General features: G+C 60.2%; 14 protein-coding genes. 10 read left to right on the forward strand and 4 right to left on the reverse strand.

Annotation, left to right across the window (positions count from 1 at the left end; all coding sequences use genetic code 11):
• Positions 1 to 130 precede the first annotated feature (130 nt).
• The 3 genes from tsf to F8N36_RS10040 all read right to left on the reverse strand — a co-directional run bounded on the left by tsf (position 131) and on the right by F8N36_RS10040 (position 3,689).
• Complete coding sequence (gene tsf, locus F8N36_RS10030; protein ID WP_291332673.1) at positions 131 to 988, reverse strand: translation elongation factor Ts; 858 nt, start codon at positions 986 to 988, stop codon at positions 131 to 133.
• A 168-nt stretch (positions 989 to 1,156) separates the two neighbouring features.
• Complete coding sequence (gene rpsB / locus F8N36_RS10035) at positions 1,157 to 1,930, reverse strand: 30S ribosomal protein S2 (RefSeq protein WP_291332674.1); 774 nt, start codon at positions 1,928 to 1,930, stop codon at positions 1,157 to 1,159.
• A 229-nt stretch (positions 1,931 to 2,159) separates the two neighbouring features.
• Positions 2,160 to 3,689, reverse strand: coding sequence for a DUF2079 domain-containing protein (locus tag F8N36_RS10040; protein ID WP_291332675.1), 1,530 nt, complete (start codon positions 3,687 to 3,689; stop codon positions 2,160 to 2,162).
• Positions 3,690 to 3,931: 242 nt separating this feature from the next.
• Between F8N36_RS10040 and F8N36_RS10045 the strand changes: the two genes are divergently transcribed.
• The 3 genes from F8N36_RS10045 to F8N36_RS10055 are packed head-to-tail and all read left to right on the forward strand — an operon-like array spanning position 3,932 to position 8,831.
• The gene (locus tag F8N36_RS10045) at positions 3,932 to 6,844 is read left to right on the forward strand and encodes an insulinase family protein (protein WP_291332676.1); all 2,913 of its coding nucleotides are present in this window, start codon (positions 3,932 to 3,934) and stop codon (positions 6,842 to 6,844) included.
• A gap of 34 nt (positions 6,845 to 6,878) precedes the next feature.
• A complete protein-coding gene (gene cbiR, locus F8N36_RS10050) occupies positions 6,879 to 7,754 on the forward strand; it encodes a cobamide remodeling phosphodiesterase CbiR (RefSeq protein ID WP_291332677.1) in 876 nt (291 codons plus the stop codon).
• Between the two features lie 15 nt (positions 7,755 to 7,769).
• Positions 7,770 to 8,831, forward strand: coding sequence for a phosphoesterase (locus F8N36_RS10055; protein WP_291332678.1), 1,062 nt, complete (start codon positions 7,770 to 7,772; stop codon positions 8,829 to 8,831).
• A 15-nt stretch (positions 8,832 to 8,846) separates the two neighbouring features.
• Here F8N36_RS10055 and F8N36_RS10060 read toward each other — a convergent pair whose 3' ends face one another.
• The gene (locus tag F8N36_RS10060) at positions 8,847 to 9,128 is read right to left on the reverse strand and encodes a hypothetical protein (RefSeq protein WP_291332679.1); all 282 of its coding nucleotides are present in this window, start codon (positions 9,126 to 9,128) and stop codon (positions 8,847 to 8,849) included.
• Positions 9,129 to 9,169: 41 nt separating this feature from the next.
• Between F8N36_RS10060 and F8N36_RS10065 the strand changes: the two genes are divergently transcribed.
• The 7 genes from F8N36_RS10065 (at position 9,170) to flhA (ending at position 17,941) form a co-directional block, all read left to right on the forward strand.
• Positions 9,170 to 9,967 carry a 2-amino-3,7-dideoxy-D-threo-hept-6-ulosonate synthase gene (locus F8N36_RS10065; RefSeq protein ID WP_291332680.1) on the forward strand — a complete coding sequence of 266 codons (798 nt, stop codon included), beginning with the start codon at positions 9,170 to 9,172 and terminating at the stop codon, positions 9,965 to 9,967.
• A 5-nt stretch (positions 9,968 to 9,972) separates the two neighbouring features.
• Positions 9,973 to 10,956: a 3-dehydroquinate synthase II family protein gene (locus F8N36_RS10070; RefSeq protein WP_291332681.1), complete on the forward strand. Its 984-nt coding sequence runs from the start codon at positions 9,973 to 9,975 to the stop codon at positions 10,954 to 10,956.
• A 1-nt stretch (position 10,957) separates the two neighbouring features.
• On the forward strand, positions 10,958 to 12,184 hold the full coding sequence (pheA, locus tag F8N36_RS10075; protein WP_291332682.1) for a prephenate dehydratase: 1,227 nt from the start codon (positions 10,958 to 10,960) through the stop codon (positions 12,182 to 12,184).
• Complete coding sequence (locus F8N36_RS10080) at positions 12,181 to 13,617, forward strand: 3-phosphoshikimate 1-carboxyvinyltransferase (RefSeq protein WP_291332683.1); 1,437 nt, start codon at positions 12,181 to 12,183, stop codon at positions 13,615 to 13,617. The genes pheA and F8N36_RS10080 overlap by 4 nt, the downstream gene beginning before the upstream one ends.
• A gap of 137 nt (positions 13,618 to 13,754) precedes the next feature.
• Complete coding sequence (locus tag F8N36_RS10085) at positions 13,755 to 14,486, forward strand: prephenate dehydrogenase/arogenate dehydrogenase family protein (RefSeq protein ID WP_291332750.1); 732 nt, start codon at positions 13,755 to 13,757, stop codon at positions 14,484 to 14,486.
• 186 nt (positions 14,487 to 14,672) lie between these two features.
• Entirely contained in the window at positions 14,673 to 15,752 is a 1,080-nt protein-coding gene (flhB, locus tag F8N36_RS10090; RefSeq protein WP_291332684.1) for a flagellar biosynthesis protein FlhB, read from the forward strand.
• Between the two features lie 83 nt (positions 15,753 to 15,835).
• Complete coding sequence (flhA, locus tag F8N36_RS10095; protein WP_291332685.1) at positions 15,836 to 17,941, forward strand: flagellar biosynthesis protein FlhA; 2,106 nt, start codon at positions 15,836 to 15,838, stop codon at positions 17,939 to 17,941.
• Positions 17,942 to 18,105: the final 164 nt, after the last annotated feature.

Raw genomic sequence — 18,105 nt, forward strand, 5'->3', positions numbered from 1 at the left:
GCGCCCCCGACGGGCCAGCTGAGTACTGCGGTGCCCCCGAAAAACAAAGGGGAGCCAAAGGCCCCCCTAAAAATGTGCTTACCCGAAGGCGTGCACCAATGCCCGCCGGTTGCCCGGCGCAGCCTTGTTACTATTCGGCAGCAAGCTGAATGCGTTCGAAACCGGTGACCGTGATTTCGTCGCCGATGGCCTTGCCCGTTTCGCGCACAACGTCGGTGATGGTCTTCTTGTCGTCGCGGATGAAGGGCTGTTCCATGAGGCACACTTCCTTCTGGAACTTCTTCACGGCGCCATCGGCAATTTTGTCCACGATCTGGGCAGGCTTGCCTTCTTCAATGGCCTTCTGGCGGTAAACTTCGCGTTCACGTTCCACAGCGGCCTGATCAAGGCTGGCGGCGTCGAGAGCCAGGGGGCTGGCGGCGGCAACCTGCATGGCAAGGTTCTTGGCCAGTTCAATCACTTCGGGCTTGGTGGCGCTTTCGGCCTTGCCGCAGGTGAGGTACACGAGCACGCCGATCTTGCTGTTGGCGTGGATGTACTGGCCCACCACATCGTTGGCGCCCTTCTTGCTGAAGCGGGCAAACTTGCCAAGCTGCATGTTTTCGCCCACAGAGGCGATGAGCTGGGTCACTTCTTCGCCCAGGAGGGCTTCAAGAGCTTCGGCGTCAGCGGGGGCCTTATCAAGGATAACCTGGGTCACGCGGGTGGCCATGGCCTGGAACTGTTCGCCGCGGGCCACGAAGTCGGTTTCGCAAAGCAGCGAACCCATGGCGATGTGCATGCCGTCGGCGCTGGCGGCCACGGTCACGAGGCCTTCGCTGGTGGCGCGGCCAGACTTTTTGGCAGCCTTGGCCATGCCCTTCTGGCGCAGCCAGTCAACGGCCTTTTCCAGGTCGCCTTCCACTTCAACCAGAGCCTTCTTGCAGTCCATCATGCCTGCAGCGGTCATGTCGCGCAGTTCTTTAACCAATTGTGCAGTGATAGCCATAGTATACTCCACACACTGTCCGGCCCCAAGCCGGAGTTTCATAACTTTCTAGTGGGTTGCGCGGCCTCCGCGAAGCGCGGCGCGCACTCATTCATCCAGACGGGGGCAGCGCAGCCCATACAGGTTGCGCCGCCCCCAGGATACTGAATATGGAAAGGCCAGAAGAGGCTATTCGGCGGCGGCTTCCTGAGCGGGCGCGGCGGCTTCGGCCTTCTGCATGGCTTCTTCGGCGTTCACAACTTCGCCCTTGCGATCCTTGTTCATGGCTTCGCCTTCCATGCAGGCTTCGGCGAAAGCAGCCACAAACAACTTGATGGCGCGGATGGCGTCGTCGTTGCCGGGGATGATGAAATCAATGACATCGGGGTCGCAATTGGTGTCGGTCACGGCCACGATCGGGATACCGAGCTTGCGGCATTCCTTCACGGCGATGTCTTCACGATGCGGGTCGATGATGAAGGCAAGCTGGGGCAGACGGTCCATGTTCTTGATACCGCCCAGAGTTTCCTCGAGCTTGTTCATTTCGCGTTCCAGAAGCAGGATTTCCTTCTTCTGGTAGCGATTGATGGTGCCGTCGCCAAACATGGCTTCGAGCTTCTTCAGACGGTCCACGCTCTTCTGGATGGTGACAAAGTTGGTGAGCGTACCGCCCATCCAACGGTTGGTCACATGGTACTGACCAGCGCGACCAGCTTCGGCGGCCACAGCTTCCTGAGCCTGGCGCTTGGTACCGATGAACAGCACCTTGCCGCCCTTGGCAACAGTGTCGACCACTTTGTCGTAGGCGACGCGGAACAGCTTGACGGTCTGCTGCAGGTCGATGATATGGATGCCGTTGCGGGCGCCAAAGATGTAAGGACGCATCTTGGGGTTCCAGCGGCGGGTCTGGTGACCGAAATGCACGCCGGTTTCCAGCATTTGCTTCATGCTGACATAAGCCATTGGGATTCCTCCAAAGGGTTAACTTCTTCCACCCATGCCCTGACCCTGCAACCCGATGTGCGCCTCCTGACGGACCAACCGCCTTGGGCGCAAAAAATGGACGACGCACCACGCGCCGTCCCACCGGGCACCCCGGGCCGCTGCCTTTGGGTGTGCTTGATGGAAAGGTGGTCAATACACCAATGACTCGCGAATAGCAAGCACTGATGCGGCATTTTCCGCAAGGAGGCTATCGCGCGGCCTGTCGTTGCAATGCCTGAACAAGATCGGGCAGTGTCTCCCGCAATTTTTTGCCCACATAAATGACCGCAACGCCGTTGTCCTTTACGCATTCAAGACTGGCATGCGCGTCAAAAAAAGCTCTGGCCTGCTCAAATTCCTCTCGCGATACCCCGCCGCTGCCGTTGGCCAGATGATAGGTTCCGGCATAGGGCGAAATAATTACCACGCTGTCGTCCAGCGGGCCGCCCATTTCATTGATGTCTGCAATATAGCGCTGGTATGGATAAAAAACGTGAGGCCCAAGACCAGACTGCGCCCACACCCTGACCGAAGCAGGAAAATCCGGCAGGCTGCCCAGCGTGTCTCGCAGGCGGGCATGGGCCTGCGCATCGGGGTGTTGCAGCAGGCGCGCCACGGTGGCCGCAGGATTGTACCACCCTGTCTGGGTCGCCATCATGACAATTGCCATCAATACGCCTGCGGCGGGCAAAAGTTTTTTCCACAGCTCGGGCCTTAGCCTGCCCTGCACCCACATGCAGGCATGGCAGATGGCGAGCATCAAAAACACACCGGGCAAATCCTCGTACTGACCGGCCATGTCCCACATCTGCCCGTAACCGGAAAGAGCCACCATCCCCAGATAGGGCAGGGTGCACAGCAGGCACAGCAGGGCCTTGCGGCCAAGCAGGGGCAAAAACCAACTGTAAGCCAGCAGGCGCAGATAATACTGCAGCTTGTGGTCCCACCCGCCAGAAAGATTTACAAACTGCTCAAATGCGTAACCTGAGCCCGCACCCGCAAGCTGGCGCATATACGGCAGCCACACCTTTGTGACGGTAACGAACCAGGCACCGGAAACCGTGCACAGTAGCATTCCCACGCGGCGCTGCCTCAACAGCAAAACGGCATACATGCCAAGGCAGAAAATACTCGGCGCTGCGCGCTCCTGCGCCAGCAAAACAATAAAGCAGCATCCGGCAAGCGCCCACCAGCGACGCTTGTGCAGCATCAACACTGCCAGCATGAGTACCGGGGTTACAAGCGTTGTGTAATGAGCCTGCCGCGACCAGGGCGTGAGCACGGGCCGAAAGAAAAAGAAAAGGACAAGAACCACTGCCGCAGTCCATACCCAGTTGCCCGAAGCATTGTCTCCCTCGGCCTCGGCATGCAGAACGCGCACCAGCCGGGGCAGAATAAAGGCCATGGCCCCGGCAGCGGTACCCTGCAGAATGGACAGGGGGTAGGGGCTTTTCCACGGGCCCACAATGGGGGCCAGCAAAGCCGAAAGTGGCGTGCAATGGTGGGCGTAAAAGGGCTTGCCTTCGTATACGTTTGAAAACGGAGCCTGCCAGTCCCAGCCGTTCCAAACTCTCCATATCTGAGTTATGAAATAGCCGAAGTCAGCGTCGTTGATGGCGAAACTGCGCATCTGCAGCACGCTTCCCCATATAAAAAAGACGGCAAAGGCCAGGGGAATGTACCAGAGCACCAGCTTTTCTGTAGCGGAATGTCTGTTTGCAGGAACTTCTTGGATCATGATCTCACTTACTCGCTGAGTGATAAGCGCGTGCGGCACGGCACGGCGCGTAGGCGGCTTTCTAGCATGGAGACAACGCCTCCACAAGCAGACATCGTGCCCATATTCCGCGCTCTCGCATATTGTACAGCGCCCGTCCGGGACCATGGCACGCCCCTTTTCAAATTGCCCCTCAATACTTATAGTTCTTTTTCACGCTGCCCCCATGCGGGCCGCAGCACATCAACTCCTCAGGATTCACCATGAACAAGCACGGTTTTACTCTTCTTACCGAACAATATCTGCACGAAGTGGACGGCACAGCCCGGTTGTGGCAGCACGATGTCACCGGCGCGCAGATGCTTTCCGTCATCAATACCGACGAAAACAAATGCTTTGGCGTGAGCTTTCGCACGCCGCCCGCCGACTCTACCGGCGTTGCCCATATTCTGGAGCATTCGGTGCTCTGCGGGTCAGACAAGTACCCGGTCAAGGAACCCTTTGTTGAGCTGCTCAAGGGGTCGCTCAACACATTCCTCAATGCCTTCACCTATCCCGACAAGACCTGCTACCCCATCGCCAGCTGCAACCTGCGCGATTTTTACAATCTTATAGATGTGTACATTGATGCCGTGTTCCACCCGCGCATCACCGAAGACATTTTCCGTCAGGAAGGCTGGCACGTGGAGACGGAATCCGCCGACGGCCCCTGGTCGTACAAGGGCGTGGTCTATAATGAAATGAAGGGCGTCTATTCCTCGCCCGATTCCGTACTTTCGGAACAGAGCCAGCAGGCGCTGTTTCCCGACACGCTGTACAGCCTCGATTCCGGCGGCAATCCCGAGAACATCCCCGACCTCACCTACGAGGCCTTCCGCGATTTTCACAGCAGCTACTACCACCCCAGCAATGCCCGCTTTTTTTTCTGGGGCGACGACCCGGAAGACGAGCGCCTGCGCCTGACCGCCGCCGCTCTCAAAGGCTACACTGCACGTCCGGTCAATTCTGCCGTGCCGCTGCAACCGCGCATCGAAACCCCGCGCCAGATAGAAGTGGCCTACGCGGCCTCCAAGGGCGAAAAACGCGCACTGTTCACGGTCAACTGGCTGCTGGGCGAACGCGGCGACGTCAATCAGGCCCTGCTGATGGAAATGCTTGAGCATATCCTTGAAGGCCTGCCCGGCTCGCCCCTGCGCAAGGCGCTCATTGCCTCTGGCCTGGGCGAAGACACCACCGGCTGCGGACTCGAAACCGACCTGCGCCAGATGTACTACTCCACCGGTCTCAAGGGCGTGGCCCCGCGCGACGTGCAGCAGGCAGAACTGCTCATTTTTGACACCCTGGCCCAGCTGGCCGAAGAGGGTATTCCCCGCTCAGCGGTAGAAGCCGCCGTCAACAGCGTGGAATTCGCATATCGCGAAAACAATTCCGGCCGCTTCCCCCGTGGGCTTTCGGCCATGGTGCAGTCGCTCACCACATGGCTGTACGACGGCGACCCGCTGGCTGCGCTGGCATGGGAAGCGCCGCTCAACGCGCTCAAGGCCCGCATCGAGGCGGGCGAACCCGTGTTCGAACAGGCCATCCGGGACTGGTTCCTCAACAACGAGCACCGCGCAACTGTCATCCTGATGCCCGATGCCAAGCTTGGCCAGTTGCGCGATGATGCGGAAAAAGCCCGCGTGGACGCCGTGCAGACTGCGGCCAGCCCCGAAGAGCGCGCCCTCATGGTGGAGGAAACCGCCCGCCTCATGGAAGCGCAGGAAGCCCCGGACAGCCCCGAGGCTCTTGCAACCATTCCGGCTCTTGGGCTGGAAGACCTGCCGCTTGAAAACGCCACCATTCCGCGTGCCATGGCAGAGCTGCCGGAAACCTTCCTCACCCACGAGCTGCCCACCCAGGGCATTGCCTACACAGCCCTGCTGTTGCCGCTCTCCAACGTGCCCGACAGGCTTGTGCCCCTGCTGCCGCTCTTTGCCCGTTCCCTCACCGACACGGGTACCGCCCGGCGCGACTTTACCGAGCTGGGTGCGCTCATGGCCGCCAAAACCGGCGGTCTTGGCGCAGACCCGCTGCTGGGCCTTGTGCGCGGCAGCCGCAAAACCATCGGTTATCTCAGTGTGGCGGGCAAGGCGGTATACGACAAACTGCCAGATCTCTTTGCCCTGACCCGCGAAATATTGCTTGAACCCATCAAGGATGCGGACGAGCTGCGTGAAAGACTCGGGCAGATGCTGCTTGAGGCCAAGGCGCGCCTTGAGCACGGCTTGCAGTCCGCGGGCCATGCGGCGGTAAGCTCACGCCTGCGGGCGCATTTTAACGGCGCAAGCGCCCTGGGCGAACGCACCACGGGCCTGAGCTACCTTGAAAGCGTGCGCGGCCTGATAGACCGCATGGAAAAGGACGCACAGTCCATTCTTGATGACCTTGAAGAACTGCGTACACGCATCATCGCCCGCCCTGGCGCAATCTTTGACTGCACGGCCGAGGCACAGGGTCTCACCATGGTTGAGGCAGAGGCCCGCCAGCTGCTGCGCGCCCTTGCCCCCGCACGGGCTGGCTCGGAATCGGGTTTCGGCAGCGCCCCCCTCGATCTGCCCCAGGGTGAGGCCTTCATCGCCCCTGCCCAGATCAACTATGTGGGCAAGGCAGCCAACATCTACGATCAGGGCTACGTATACCACGGTTCGGCCAGCGTAATCCTGCGCTACCTGCGCATGGGTTACCTGTGGGAGCGTGTGCGTGTACGCGGCGGTGCTTACGGGGCCTTCTGCAATCTCGACCGTCTGGGCGGCACCCTTGTGTGCGCCTCGTACCGCGATCCCAACGTGGAAGACACCCTGGCCGCCTTTGACGGCATGGCCGAATACCTGCGCGGCTTCAGTCCCGACAAGGCCCAGCTCACCCAGGCCATTGTGGGTGCCATTGGTGACATCGACAGCTACCTGCTGCCCGACGCCAAGGGCGCACAGTCCCTCTCGCGCTGGCTCACGGACGACAACGAAGCCGCCCGCGCCCTCATGCGCGAAGAAATACTCTCTACCACCGAAAAGCACTTCCGCGAGTTTGCCGAGGTGCTGGCCGAGGTTGCCCGCACCGGTGCCACATGCGTGCTGGGCGGCCCCAAGACCGAAGCCGCCGCCAGCAAACTGGGCTGGAGCAGCACAAAACTGGTTTAACAGCGTAGAACTGCATAATAACAAAGGGGGAGATTTGCCAAAAATCTCCCCCTTTCTGCATTTTGCCGCAGGCAGCGCCGCACGGCTGTTCAAGGATTTTTGCATGGTTCATGATTTTGACAACCAGCCCTGCCAACGTCCCGCAAGCATTGCGGGCCGTCTGGCTGGGCGTCTGGCCGCGCCCTCCTTTGTGATTCCCGCCGGTGTGGCCGAAAACGCACGGTTTCTGGCCAACAGGGTGGACGAGGTGGGCCTGTGTCTGTTTGAAACCCGCGCCTGCCTCAACTACGGCCAGCGAGACCTGCCGCCAGACCTCGCCAGCCTGCCCCTGCGCTGGCACGCCCACCTGCCGGTGGACCTGCCCTGGCCGGTAAAGAGCGGCGCCGCACACCCTGCCCGCACAGCTGCCGCACTGGCCAGACAGGTGCTGGAAAAAACCGCCTTCCTTTCCCCCCGCTGCGCTGTGCTGCACCCGCCCAAGGGTACGCCGAGCAGACAGCGCCGCCTGCTGGCAGGATTTGCGCACCATTGGCAAAAATACTGTCATGTTCCACTGTTGCTCGAAAACGTGGCCCACAGCGACATATGGGGCCTTGGGCAAGGTTTTTTGCAGGATCACGACCTTGGCCTGTGTCTGGACGTAGGGCATCTACTGGGATATGGTCAAAAAAATCTTTTGTTTTCGGCCCTTCCAGAGCAGGCAAGCCTTGTACACTGGAGTGCGCCCGGCGATGGCGACCGGCATCTGCCCCTCACAGCTTTCACCGGACCGCAAATGCAGACAGCAACCGACCTGATGGCGCGTTTTTCCGCCACGGCGGTGCACATGGCAGAGATATTCAGATGGCAGGGTCTGGCTGAGTCGCTGCCGGTACTGGAAGCGCTTTCGCAACCCACCCCTGCCCGATGAGCCACAAGGAGAATCATGGCTGGCGCTACAGACCACATCGCCCTGCTGCAAAAATGGCGGGCAGGTCTTTGCAAGGATGACCGCTGGTGCATCCTCATCAATGCCGACCCCGATGCCCTGGCATCGGCGCTGGCTCTCAAGCGCATTATGATTCACAAGGTGCACAGCGTTGATATTGCCCGCATCAATGAGGTAACCAGGCCCGACAATCTGGCCATGATCCGCTACCTCAATATTCCCGTAGTCGCGTGGAAGCCCGAAAATGCCGAGCAGTACACCCGCTATGCCATGGTTGATTCGCAGCCGCACCATAGCAAGGCCTTTCAGGGTCTGCATTTTGACTGCATCATAGACCATCACCCCCTGCCCCGCTCCGTACCCAATATCACGGCCTGTGCCATTGCCGGTCCTGTGGTTTTTCGTGACATTCGCCCCGGCATGGGGGCAACCAGCACCATGATGGCCCGCTACCTCAAGGCCTTGCACATGCGGCCCGGGCCGCGCCTGGCCACGGCCCTGCTGTACGGCATTCGCACCGACACAGCAGCCTTTGAACGCTCCGGCGGCGAGGACGATTTTCGCGCCTACCAGTGGCTTTCGCGCCATGCGGACAACAGCCTGCTGCGCCGCATCCTGCGCAGTGAATACCTGCGCGAGTGGCTGCCGCTGTTTTCGCGCGCTTTCCGTTCGCTGGCCGACTGCCGCGGCGGGGGGGCCTTTGCCTCACTCAACGAGATCAACAGTGCCGACCTGCTGGTGGCCGTGGCAGACTTTTTTACGCGGGTGCACGGCCTGCGCTGGATTGCCGTAAGCGGCGTGGTGGACAAGACCGTTATCGTGATTTTTCGTGGTGACGGGGGGCGCGACATTGGCAGGCTTGCAGACGCCTGTTTTCACGATGTGGGCGTGGCGGGCGGCCACCGCAACCTTGCCCGGGCAGAGTTTCCGCTTTCTGCCGTACCCGAGGGCGTCAAGCCCGGCGAATTTGTGCTCAAGCGGCTTGAAACCCGCAAGCTCAGACCCAGGACCAAGGGCGATGAAAATCCCGCAGACTCCGCAGAACGGGGCGCTGCCTGACTTCGGCAATAAAATTCATGCCAAAATCCATTTTCCTGTTGACAGGGTTTTGGATGCCGCGTAGCCTTTGATCAGAAAATTTTTAAGGATATTTCCATGCAGCGCATTTCTTCCAACCACACCTCCTCCTACGCCGCCGGCATCTTTAGCTGGTATTTTTTTGCGTATTTTACCGGAGCCTGTGGTCGGGAGCTTTGCTGACGCAAAAAAGTTAGAAAGTTCAACGGGCCGCAGGCAACAAGCCAGCGGCCCTTTTTTTGTATGGGTCGCCGGAAAAGAAGCGGCAAACCCCGCCACATGCGGGTCACCTCAAAGCAGCAGACTGAAGGAGAGAACCCATGTACCTTGGCAAAAAAATCCGCCTGGAACGTATCATCAACCGCACCAACGGTCGTACCATCATTGTTCCCATGGACCACGGCGTAACCATTGGCGCAGTTGAAGGCCTGGTGGACATGCGCGACACCGTCAACGACATGGCGGTAGGCGGCGCAGACGCCGTTCTCATGCACAAGGGTCTTGTGCGCTGCGGTCACCGCAACGCTGGCAGCGACATTGGCCTGATCCTCCATCTTTCTGCCTCCACCGCCCTTTCTCCCCACGGCAATACCAAAACCCTGGTGGGCACGGTTGAAGAAGCCATCAAGCACGGCGCAGACTGTGTTTCGGTACACGTCAACCTGGGCGACCCCAACGAACGCCTCATGCTGGCAGACCTGGGCCGCGTCGCTGAATCGTGCGACAACTGGGGCATTCCGCTGCTTGCCATGATGTACGCCCGCGGTCCGCAGATCCAGAACGGTTACGCCAAGGACGTGGTGGCCCACTGTGCCCGTGTGGGTGTGGAACTGGGCGCGGATATCGTCAAGGTTCCCTACACCGGCGATGTGGAAAGCTTCTCTGATGTGGTGGCCGCCTGTTGCGTGCCCGTGGTCATTGCCGGTGGCGAACGCATGGATTCCACCCGCCAGATTCTCCAGATGGTCAAGGATTCGCTTGATGCGGGCGGCGCTGGCATTTCCGTGGGCCGCAACGTGTTCCAGCATCCCAACCGCGTTGCCCTGGTCAAGGCCCTGCGCGCCATCGTACACGAAAACGTTTCCGTGGATCAGGCCATGGAAATCGTAGGAGAATAATTCCAATGTCCCGCATCTATTTCAACTGCGTTCCCTTTGACAAGGGAGATGTGACCCTGGCGCTGGAATCTGGCGTGGACGGTGTTATTGTGCCCCGCGAATATGTGGATCAGGTGGCTGGTCTTTCGCGCTGCCCTGTGTGGGCCGCCGAAGATGTCGCCACCATGGCCCTCAACGTCAAGGCCGATGAAGAGGCCGTGCTCGAACGCCTGCATAAAGGCGAGCGTGTGGTACTGGCTCGCGGCTGGGAGGTTATACCGGTAGAAAACCTTCTGGCCCAGAGCGACAGCGTTCTGGCAGAAGCCGCAACGCTGGACGAGGCCCGCCTTGCCGCAGGAATTCTGGAACGCGGTGTGGCGGGCATTATTGTATCCAGAGAAGCGGTCGCCGATCTCAAGACCATTATTGCCCAGTGCAAGATGGCCCAGGGACGCGAAGAGCTGCTGCCCGGCGTCATTACCCGCGTGGAATCCGTGGGCCTTGGGCACCGTGTGTGCGCCGACACGCTCTCCATCCTGCGCAAGGGGCAGGGCATGCTGGTGGGCAATTCCAGCGCCTTTACCTTTCTTGTTCATGCCGAAACCGAGCGTAACGAATACGTGGCCGCCCGCCCTTTCAGGGTTAATGCGGGGGCAGTGCACGCCTATGTGCGCCTGCCCGGCGACAAAACCACCTATCTGGGCGAGTTCAAGGCCGGACAGGAAGTGCTGATCGTGGACGCCAACGGTGAAACCAGCCTTGCCACCCTTGGCCGGGTCAAGATTGAAGTGCGCCCCATGCTGCTGATCGAAGCCCAGGTGAAAACCGAAGACGGCGTGAAGACCGGCGCGGTGTTTTTGCAGAATGCCGAAACCATCCGTCTGACCACCCCCGGTGGCGAGCCGGTGAGCGTGGTGGGCCTGAAACCCGGCGACACGGTGCTATGCCGTCTGGATGAAGCGGGCCGCCATTTTGGCATGCGCATCAGCGAAGACATCCGGGAGATCTAGCATGGACGACAGCAACAGCCACTGGCCCAAGAACCAGACAGATGCCCAGACTCCCGCGGCCACTCCCGATGAGGCAGGTGCTCGCCTTGCCGCCATACGCCACGAGATTGACGCAGTGGATCAGGACCTGCTGGCGATCTTTAACCAGCGCGCCGCCCTGAGCCTTGAGGTGGGACGCATCAAGGCCAATGTGCCGGGCATCATCTTCAAGCCCCTGCGCGAAAAGGAAGTGCTCGACAGCCTGGTGGTCCGCAACCCCGGCCCTCTGCCCGACGAACACCTGCGAGCCATCTGGCGCGAAATATTTTCGTCCTCGCGTTCGTTGCAGCGGCCGCAGAATGTGGCCTATCTCGGCCCCGAGGGCACATTCTCATATTTTGCGGGTGTGGAATATCTTGGGCATGCGGCCCAGTTCAGGCCGTGCAGTGACATCACCCAGGTGTTTCAGGAAGTGGCATCGGGCCAGTGTGAACTGGGCGTTGTGCCGCTCGAAAACTCCCTGCAGGGCACCGTGGGCGTGAGCTTTGACCTGTTTTTGAAGTACGACGTGCACATTCAGGCCGAACTGTTTTCGCGTATTTCGCACTGCCTGCTGAGCAACGCGCCCTCGCTGGCCGCCGTGCGTACCGTATATTCGCACCCACAGCCGCTGGCCCAGTGCGGCGCGTGGCTGCGCGCCCATCTGCCCGGCGCAGGGCTTGTGCCGGTGGAATCTACCGCGGCAGCAGCCCAGTACGCAGCTGGCAAGGAAGACGCCGCCGCCATCGGCCACGGCAAGCTGGCCGACCTTATGGGCATTGGCGTACTGGCCCGCCGCATTGAGGACGAGCCCGGCAACTGGACGCGCTTTGTGATCATCGGTCCCGGCGATGCCCGCTCGGGCAGCCGCACGGGCGGTCCGCAGCCCGGCCACAACGGGGCGGACAAGACCTCGCTGCTGTTCACCACTGCCGACAAGGCCGGTGCGCTTTCAAGTGTGCTTGACCTGCTGGCCGCCAACGGCATCAACATGCGCAAGCTGGAATCGCGCCCCCTGCGCGGCCAGCGCTGGAAATACGTTTTCTTTGCCGACGTGGAAAGCGATCTTGAAGATCCGCGCTACGCACCCCTGCTGGAAAAGCTGCACGAAGTCTGCACAAGCTTCCGCATTCTGGGCAGCTACCCCACAGGACCGCAACTGGACCGTCTTGACCTCCACTCGGAAACATCGGAGCACCTTGCCTCATGAGCCAGAGCACCCTTGCCGTTACTGCGGCTGAAGAACAGGCCACGGTGAGCGTCACCGCGCCCGCATCCAAATCGGTTTCGCACCGCTACCTCATTGGCGCGGCCCTTGCGCAGGGCGTGTCCACGGTACGTCATACCCTTGAAAGCCGCGACCTCGAACGCACGCGGGCCATCCTTTGCGGCGCTGGGGCCATTATGGAAACCCTGCCCGAAAGCACCCCGGCCTCTGGCGCATGGCGTGTGACCGGCATGGGCGGCAAGCCGCGCGGTGGCACTGCCCAGGCTCCCCTTTCGTGCGATGTGGAAGAATCCGGCACCACGTGCAGGCTGCTTACGGCCGTACTGGCCGCCGGTGAGGGCGAGTTTCGCATCCACGGTGCGCCGCGCATGCACGAGCGACCCATCGGCGAACTCACCGACGCGCTGAAAAATCTGGGGCTTACCGCCACCTTTGAGGGCAAGCCAGACTGTCCGCCCCTGGTGCTGCACGCCAGGGGGCTCAACCCCGCCCTGTGCGGCGGCGAAGTGGCGCTGGGCATGGACATCTCCAGCCAGTACTTTTCTGGCCTTCTGCTGGCGGCCCCCATGGGGCCAGCGCCCCTTGCTGTGGTGCTCAGCGGGCAGAAAGCTGTTTCTTGGCCCTATGTGGGCCTGACCCTGCAGTGCCTGACCGATTACGGTATCCGCTTTGAAGTGGAAACCCGCGCTCAGGCCGACGCAGCGTGGGAACTTTTGCCCCCCGGCGCGTGGCGTGAACTCAAGGCGGCCAACCCTGGATGCCTGCGCGTAACCGTGCACCCCGGTGCGTATCGGGCAGGTGACTATACTGTTGAAGGGGACTGGTCTGGCGCTTCCTACCTTCTGGCTGCTGGAGCTCTGGGCCTGCGCCCCGTGCGCGTTGAGGGCCTGCGTACCGATTCGCTACAGGGCGACCGCGCCATGCTGGATATTTTGCAGCGCATGGGCGCGCGCATCAGACTTACGCCCGATTCGGTCACCGTGTACCCCTCGGCCCTGCACGGTGTGGAGCTCGACATGGGCGACTGCCCCGACCTCGTGCCCACCGTGGCCGTACTGGCGGCCTTTGCCCAGGGGTCCACGCGCGTCAGCAACGTGGCTCACCTGCGCTACAAGGAGTCAGACCGCATAAGTGCCCCGGCGCAGGAGCTGGCCAAGGCGGGCGTGGTCATCGACCAGCTTTCAGACGGCATGCTTATCCACGGCCTTGCAGGCCGCGGCAACGGCAAGCCCGATTGCCCGCGCCTGCCCGAAGGTACGGCCCTTTCGGCCCACAACGACCACCGCATCGCCATGTCGCTGGCCTTGCTGGGCTTGCGCCAGCCCAAGGTAAATGTTCGCGGCCTGCTGGACGACCCCATGGTTGTGCGCAAGTCGTTTCCGCAATTCTGGAATATCTGGGAGCACCTGGCATGAACGGCAACGAAAACAGGGGTGGCAGCCCCGCTGCCCAGAGCGGCGGAGAATCTGCAGCGGAGGATGGATTTGACGGTTTTACCGGTTTTAGCCCGCGTAATCCCATAAAAACCGTTATTGTCGGCTCCACAGGCCGCATGGGCGCAATGCTGCTTGCCCGCGCCTGTGCGGAGGGCCTTACGGTAGAAGGCGTGGACGTTCCCCTGACGCCCGAAACCCTGGCCCCCGCCTGCGCCGGAGCAGACCTGGCCATCATCTGCGTACCAGCCGCCGTCTTCAGCGAGGTCATTGCCACCGTTTGCCCCCATCTGCCCCCTACGGCCGTGCTGGCAGACATAACCTCGGTGAAGGAAATACCCTTGCAACAGATGCAAAAGGCCTGGACGGGTCCCGTGGTGGGCACACACCCCCTGTTTGGCCCCCAGCCCGACCCGGAGGCCGATCAGCCCGTGGCCATCGTGCCCGGTGCAAACGCCGCGCAGCTGCATGTGGAACTGACAGCGGGCTTTTTTACCGCGCTGGGCTGCCGGGTGTTCGGCACCACCGCTGAAAAGCACGACAAGGCCATGGCCCGCATCCAGAACATGAATTTCATCACCAGTCTGGCCTATTTTGCCCTGCTGGCCGGACAGGACGAGCTGCTGCCTTTTGTGACACCCTCGTTCTTGCGCCGCCAGAACGCGGCCCGCAAAATGCTTACCGAAGACGCGAGCATGTTTGCTGGTCTGTTTGAGGCCAACCCCTACAGTTATGAAGCGGTTCGTCAGTACCGGCAAATGCTTAACCTTGCCGCAGCTGGCGACATAGACCTGCTGTGCCAGCGCGCCCGCTGGTGGTGGCAGGATGATGCCAAGCTCGAAAAAGCATAATATTCTGCGGTTACAGCCCGGCTCAGGTCTTCGGATTTTTGCCCCGGCCTGTCCCTGCCATATGTTCCTGTTCCACCGGTCTAGACCATATTTCTCCACCATGCCCGCCAGTTCCCTGACGGGCATATTTTTTGCTTATCCCCGGTTCAGGCGCGGGCAGCGCCAACAAAGCAGCGGGGTAACAGCATGTTCGGTGCGCAGAAAGATCCAAGCAGAACAGAAAAAGCGTCTCCCAAACGCGTCAGCAAGCAGCGCGAGGAAGGCAACGTTCCCAAAGCGCCAGAGCTTGGCAAGGCTGTGAGCCTGCTGGGCGGCGTTGCCATTCTGTATGCCTGGATCGGTCCCATGGCCGACAACATCAAGCGCCTGTTCCGGCATTTTCTGAGCCATTCGTGGGAATTCGATCCCAACCCAGAAAACGTCTACAACCTCAGCATCGAACTTACCCTTGAAGTGGCCCGCATGATCCTGCCCATTCTGCTGACCCTTGGCTTTCTGGCCTTTCTGGCCCAGCGGCTGCAGGTTGGCAAACTCTGGACAACAAAGGTGCTGCGCCCCAAGTTTCAGCGTTTCAATATTATCAACGGACTCAAGCAGATGCTGCTTTCGCCGCAGACCATTTTGCGCACCATCAAGAGCCTGCTTTTCTCACTGATTCTCGGCCTTATCCCCGGCTGGATCATCTATAAGGAATATCACAACTTTCTGCCCATGTACTACGCCACCACAGAGGGGGTGGCCGCCTACATGCTGCATATGGCCTTTCGCCTGGCCTGCTATGCCCTCATGCCCATCATGGCCATTGCCATTTTTGACGTATGGCAGACGCGCTTTGCCTACAACGAAGGCATGAAAATGACCAAGTCGGAAGTGAAGGACGAACAGAAGCAGGCCGACGGTGACCCGGTGGTCAAGGGGCAACAGCGCAAAAAAATGATGGAAGTCATGAGCAAGCGTATGCTGGCCGACGTGCCCAAGGCCGACGTGGTGATTACCAACCCTACCCATATTGCCGTGGCGCTCAGCTACAATTCGTCCGAGGCCCCGGCCCCCATCGTGCTGGCCAAGGGCGCAGACCACCTGGCCGAAAAAATTAAGGAAGTAGCCCGCGAAAACCGTATTCCCATTCGCGAAAATGTGCCTCTGGCACGGGCTTTGTATAAGTCCACGGAAGTGGGCGACATGATTCCAGAGGAGCTTTACAAGGCTGTGGCCGCAGTGTTGGCCAGCATCTGGAAGCTCAAGCCCAAGACGGGAAGGCCCTAAAAAGACAAGGTATTTTGTCACACAGGCCAACTTTTTAAGGTACGAACCCGCATACGGAACCAACGCAGAGAGGTGTCATAAAAATGGCTGCCGCAGTACTTCCTCAGATTGATTACAGCCGGTACTCCAAAAACGGCGAACTGTTCCTGGCTGCCGGCGTGGTGACCATCCTGTTCGTCATGCTGGTTCCGCTGCCCACATTTTTTCTTGATATACTGCTCTGCGTGAGTATTTCCATCTCGCTGCTGGTGCTCATCACCACCATGTTCATGACGAGCCCGCTGGAATTTACCATCTTTCCGTCGCTGCTGCTGGTCACAACCCTGCTGCGGCTGGCACTCAACGTGGCCTCCACCCGTCTTATATTGCTCAACGGCAACATGGGTGCAAACGCCGCAGGCGAGGTTATCCGCGCATTTGGGCAGTTTGTGGTGGGCGGCAGTTATGTGGTGGGCGGCGTTATCTTCATGATCCTGTTCATTCTCAACAAGGTTGTTATTACCTCTGGTACTTCACGTATCGCAGAAGTGGCAGCCCGCTTTACCCTTGACGCCATGCCCGGCAAACAGATGGCCATTGAAGCCGACCTCAACGCGGGCCTGATTGACGAAGAACAGGCCAATGCCCGCCGTGCAGGCCTGCGCAAGGAAGCCGACTTTTACGGTGCCATGGACGGTGCGTGCAAGTTTGTTTCGGGTGACGTAAACGCGGGCATGTTCATCACCCTGGTGAACCTGATCGGCGGTATCATCATTGGCATGGCTCAAAAGGACATGGACTGGAACACGGCCCTCACCACTTACTCGCTGCTGACCATTGGTGACGGTCTGGTTTCCACCATTCCCTCCATCATTGTTTCTACGGGCACGGGTCTGCTTGTTTCGCGCGCCGCTTCCGAAGCCAAGATGGGCGAAGAATTTCTGGCCCAGCTTACCTTCAACAGCAAGGCGCTCAAAATGGTTTCAGCCGTGCTGCTGCTGTTTGCCCTTGTGCCCGGCCTGCCCACAATCCCTTTTCTGATAATATCCGCCCTGATCTTTACCGTGAGCAGGCTCAGCGAAAACAAGGATCAGGAAGCCGCCAACAAGGCCAAGGCTGAAGAAAAGAAAAAGAAGAACAGCGGCTCGGGCACGGCAGACACGCCAGAAGAAGTGCAGGCCCTGCTGCCGCTCGATACGCTTGAACTTGAGGTGGGCTACGGCCTCATCCCCCTGGTGGACGAGGAACAGAGCGGCAACCTGCTGGCCCGCATCCGCTCCATCCGCCGACAGTTTGCACTGGACATGGGCGTGGTCATTCCCTCGCTGCACCTGCGCGACAACCTGCAGCTCAAGCCCGGCCAGTATTCCCTTCTTATCAAGGGTAATCAGGTGGCCTCGGCGGAAATTCTGGTTGACCATTTTCTGGCCATGGACCCCGGCAACGTGACCACCAAGATCAGTGGTATTGAAACGCGCGAACCGGCCTTTAACCTGCCCGCGCTGTGGATTCCCGACAGCCAGCGTGAAGAAGCCATGCTGGCGGGCTACACGGTGGTTGACCCGGCCACGGTTATCGCCACACATTTGACAGAAGTGTTCAAGCGGCATCTGGGCGACTTCCTTGACCGCCAGGCGGTTCAGGGTCTGCTGGATACCGTGGCCAAACATGCGCCCAAGGCGGTGGAAGACCTGGTTCCCAACGTGCTGCCTCTGGGCGTGGTGCAAAAGGTGCTGCAGCTTCTGGTACGCGAAAACGTCAGCGTGCGCGACATGCTGACCATCGTGGAAACGCTGGGCGACTTTGGTGGGGGCGTCAAAAATCCGGAGACCCTCGGCGAGTACGTGCGCGAAAAACTTTCGCGGGCCATCGTGCGGCCCTACCTGGACAGCTCGGGCACGCTTTCGGTGCTTACCCTTTCCCCCAATGCCGAAAGACTGGTGCAGGAAGGTGTTCGCCATGCCGACAACGGCGTTACCTTCCTTTCCATGAACCCGGCGGTGGCGCAGCGGCTTGTCAACAACATCAGCACTGCCGCCGACAATGCGGTCAATGCCGAGGCCCAGCCCGTGCTGCTGGTCACGCCTCTCATTCGCCCGCATCTGGCCCAGATCATCACGCGCTTTCTGCCCACGGTTCCGGTTATCTCGCAGGCAGAGATTCCGCCTGATATCCGCCTGCAGTCGGTGGGCACGGTGGACGCCGAATAACACAATCACATATGCATGCGCGGCGCTGAGGGCTTAAGGCCAGCAGCGCCGTTTTTTTGTGTCGCGCTCCCGCGCAAATTGCATTTTGGCCCTGTAGCGGCTATTGTCGATATGGGGAAAAACCCCTGCGGCAATTTGCCCCTTGAGGAAAAATAATACCTTAC

It is taken from the genome of Desulfovibrio sp. (assembly GCF_009712225.1).
Lineage (GTDB): Bacteria > Desulfobacterota > Desulfovibrionia > Desulfovibrionales > Desulfovibrionaceae > Desulfovibrio.

Coding starts and splice junctions, on each gene's coding strand:
- tsf (WP_291332673.1), bottom strand. CDS start 988: ATGGCTATCACTGCACAATTGGTTAAAGAACTGCGCGACATGACCGCT.
- F8N36_RS10080 (WP_291332683.1), top strand. CDS start 12,181: ATGAGCCAGAGCACCCTTGCCGTTACTGCGGCTGAAGAACAGGCCACG.
- F8N36_RS10085 (WP_291332750.1), top strand. CDS start 13,755: ATGGGCGCAATGCTGCTTGCCCGCGCCTGTGCGGAGGGCCTTACGGTA.
- F8N36_RS10040 (WP_291332675.1), bottom strand. CDS start 3,689: ATGATCCAAGAAGTTCCTGCAAACAGACATTCCGCTACAGAAAAGCTG.
- F8N36_RS10065 (WP_291332680.1), top strand. CDS start 9,170: ATGTACCTTGGCAAAAAAATCCGCCTGGAACGTATCATCAACCGCACC.
- flhA (WP_291332685.1), top strand. CDS start 15,836: ATGGCTGCCGCAGTACTTCCTCAGATTGATTACAGCCGGTACTCCAAA.
- F8N36_RS10070 (WP_291332681.1), top strand. CDS start 9,973: ATGTCCCGCATCTATTTCAACTGCGTTCCCTTTGACAAGGGAGATGTG.
- pheA (WP_291332682.1), top strand. CDS start 10,958: ATGGACGACAGCAACAGCCACTGGCCCAAGAACCAGACAGATGCCCAG.
- flhB (WP_291332684.1), top strand. CDS start 14,673: ATGTTCGGTGCGCAGAAAGATCCAAGCAGAACAGAAAAAGCGTCTCCC.
- rpsB (WP_291332674.1), bottom strand. CDS start 1,930: ATGGCTTATGTCAGCATGAAGCAAATGCTGGAAACCGGCGTGCATTTC.
- F8N36_RS10045 (WP_291332676.1), top strand. CDS start 3,932: ATGAACAAGCACGGTTTTACTCTTCTTACCGAACAATATCTGCACGAA.
- F8N36_RS10055 (WP_291332678.1), top strand. CDS start 7,770: ATGGCTGGCGCTACAGACCACATCGCCCTGCTGCAAAAATGGCGGGCA.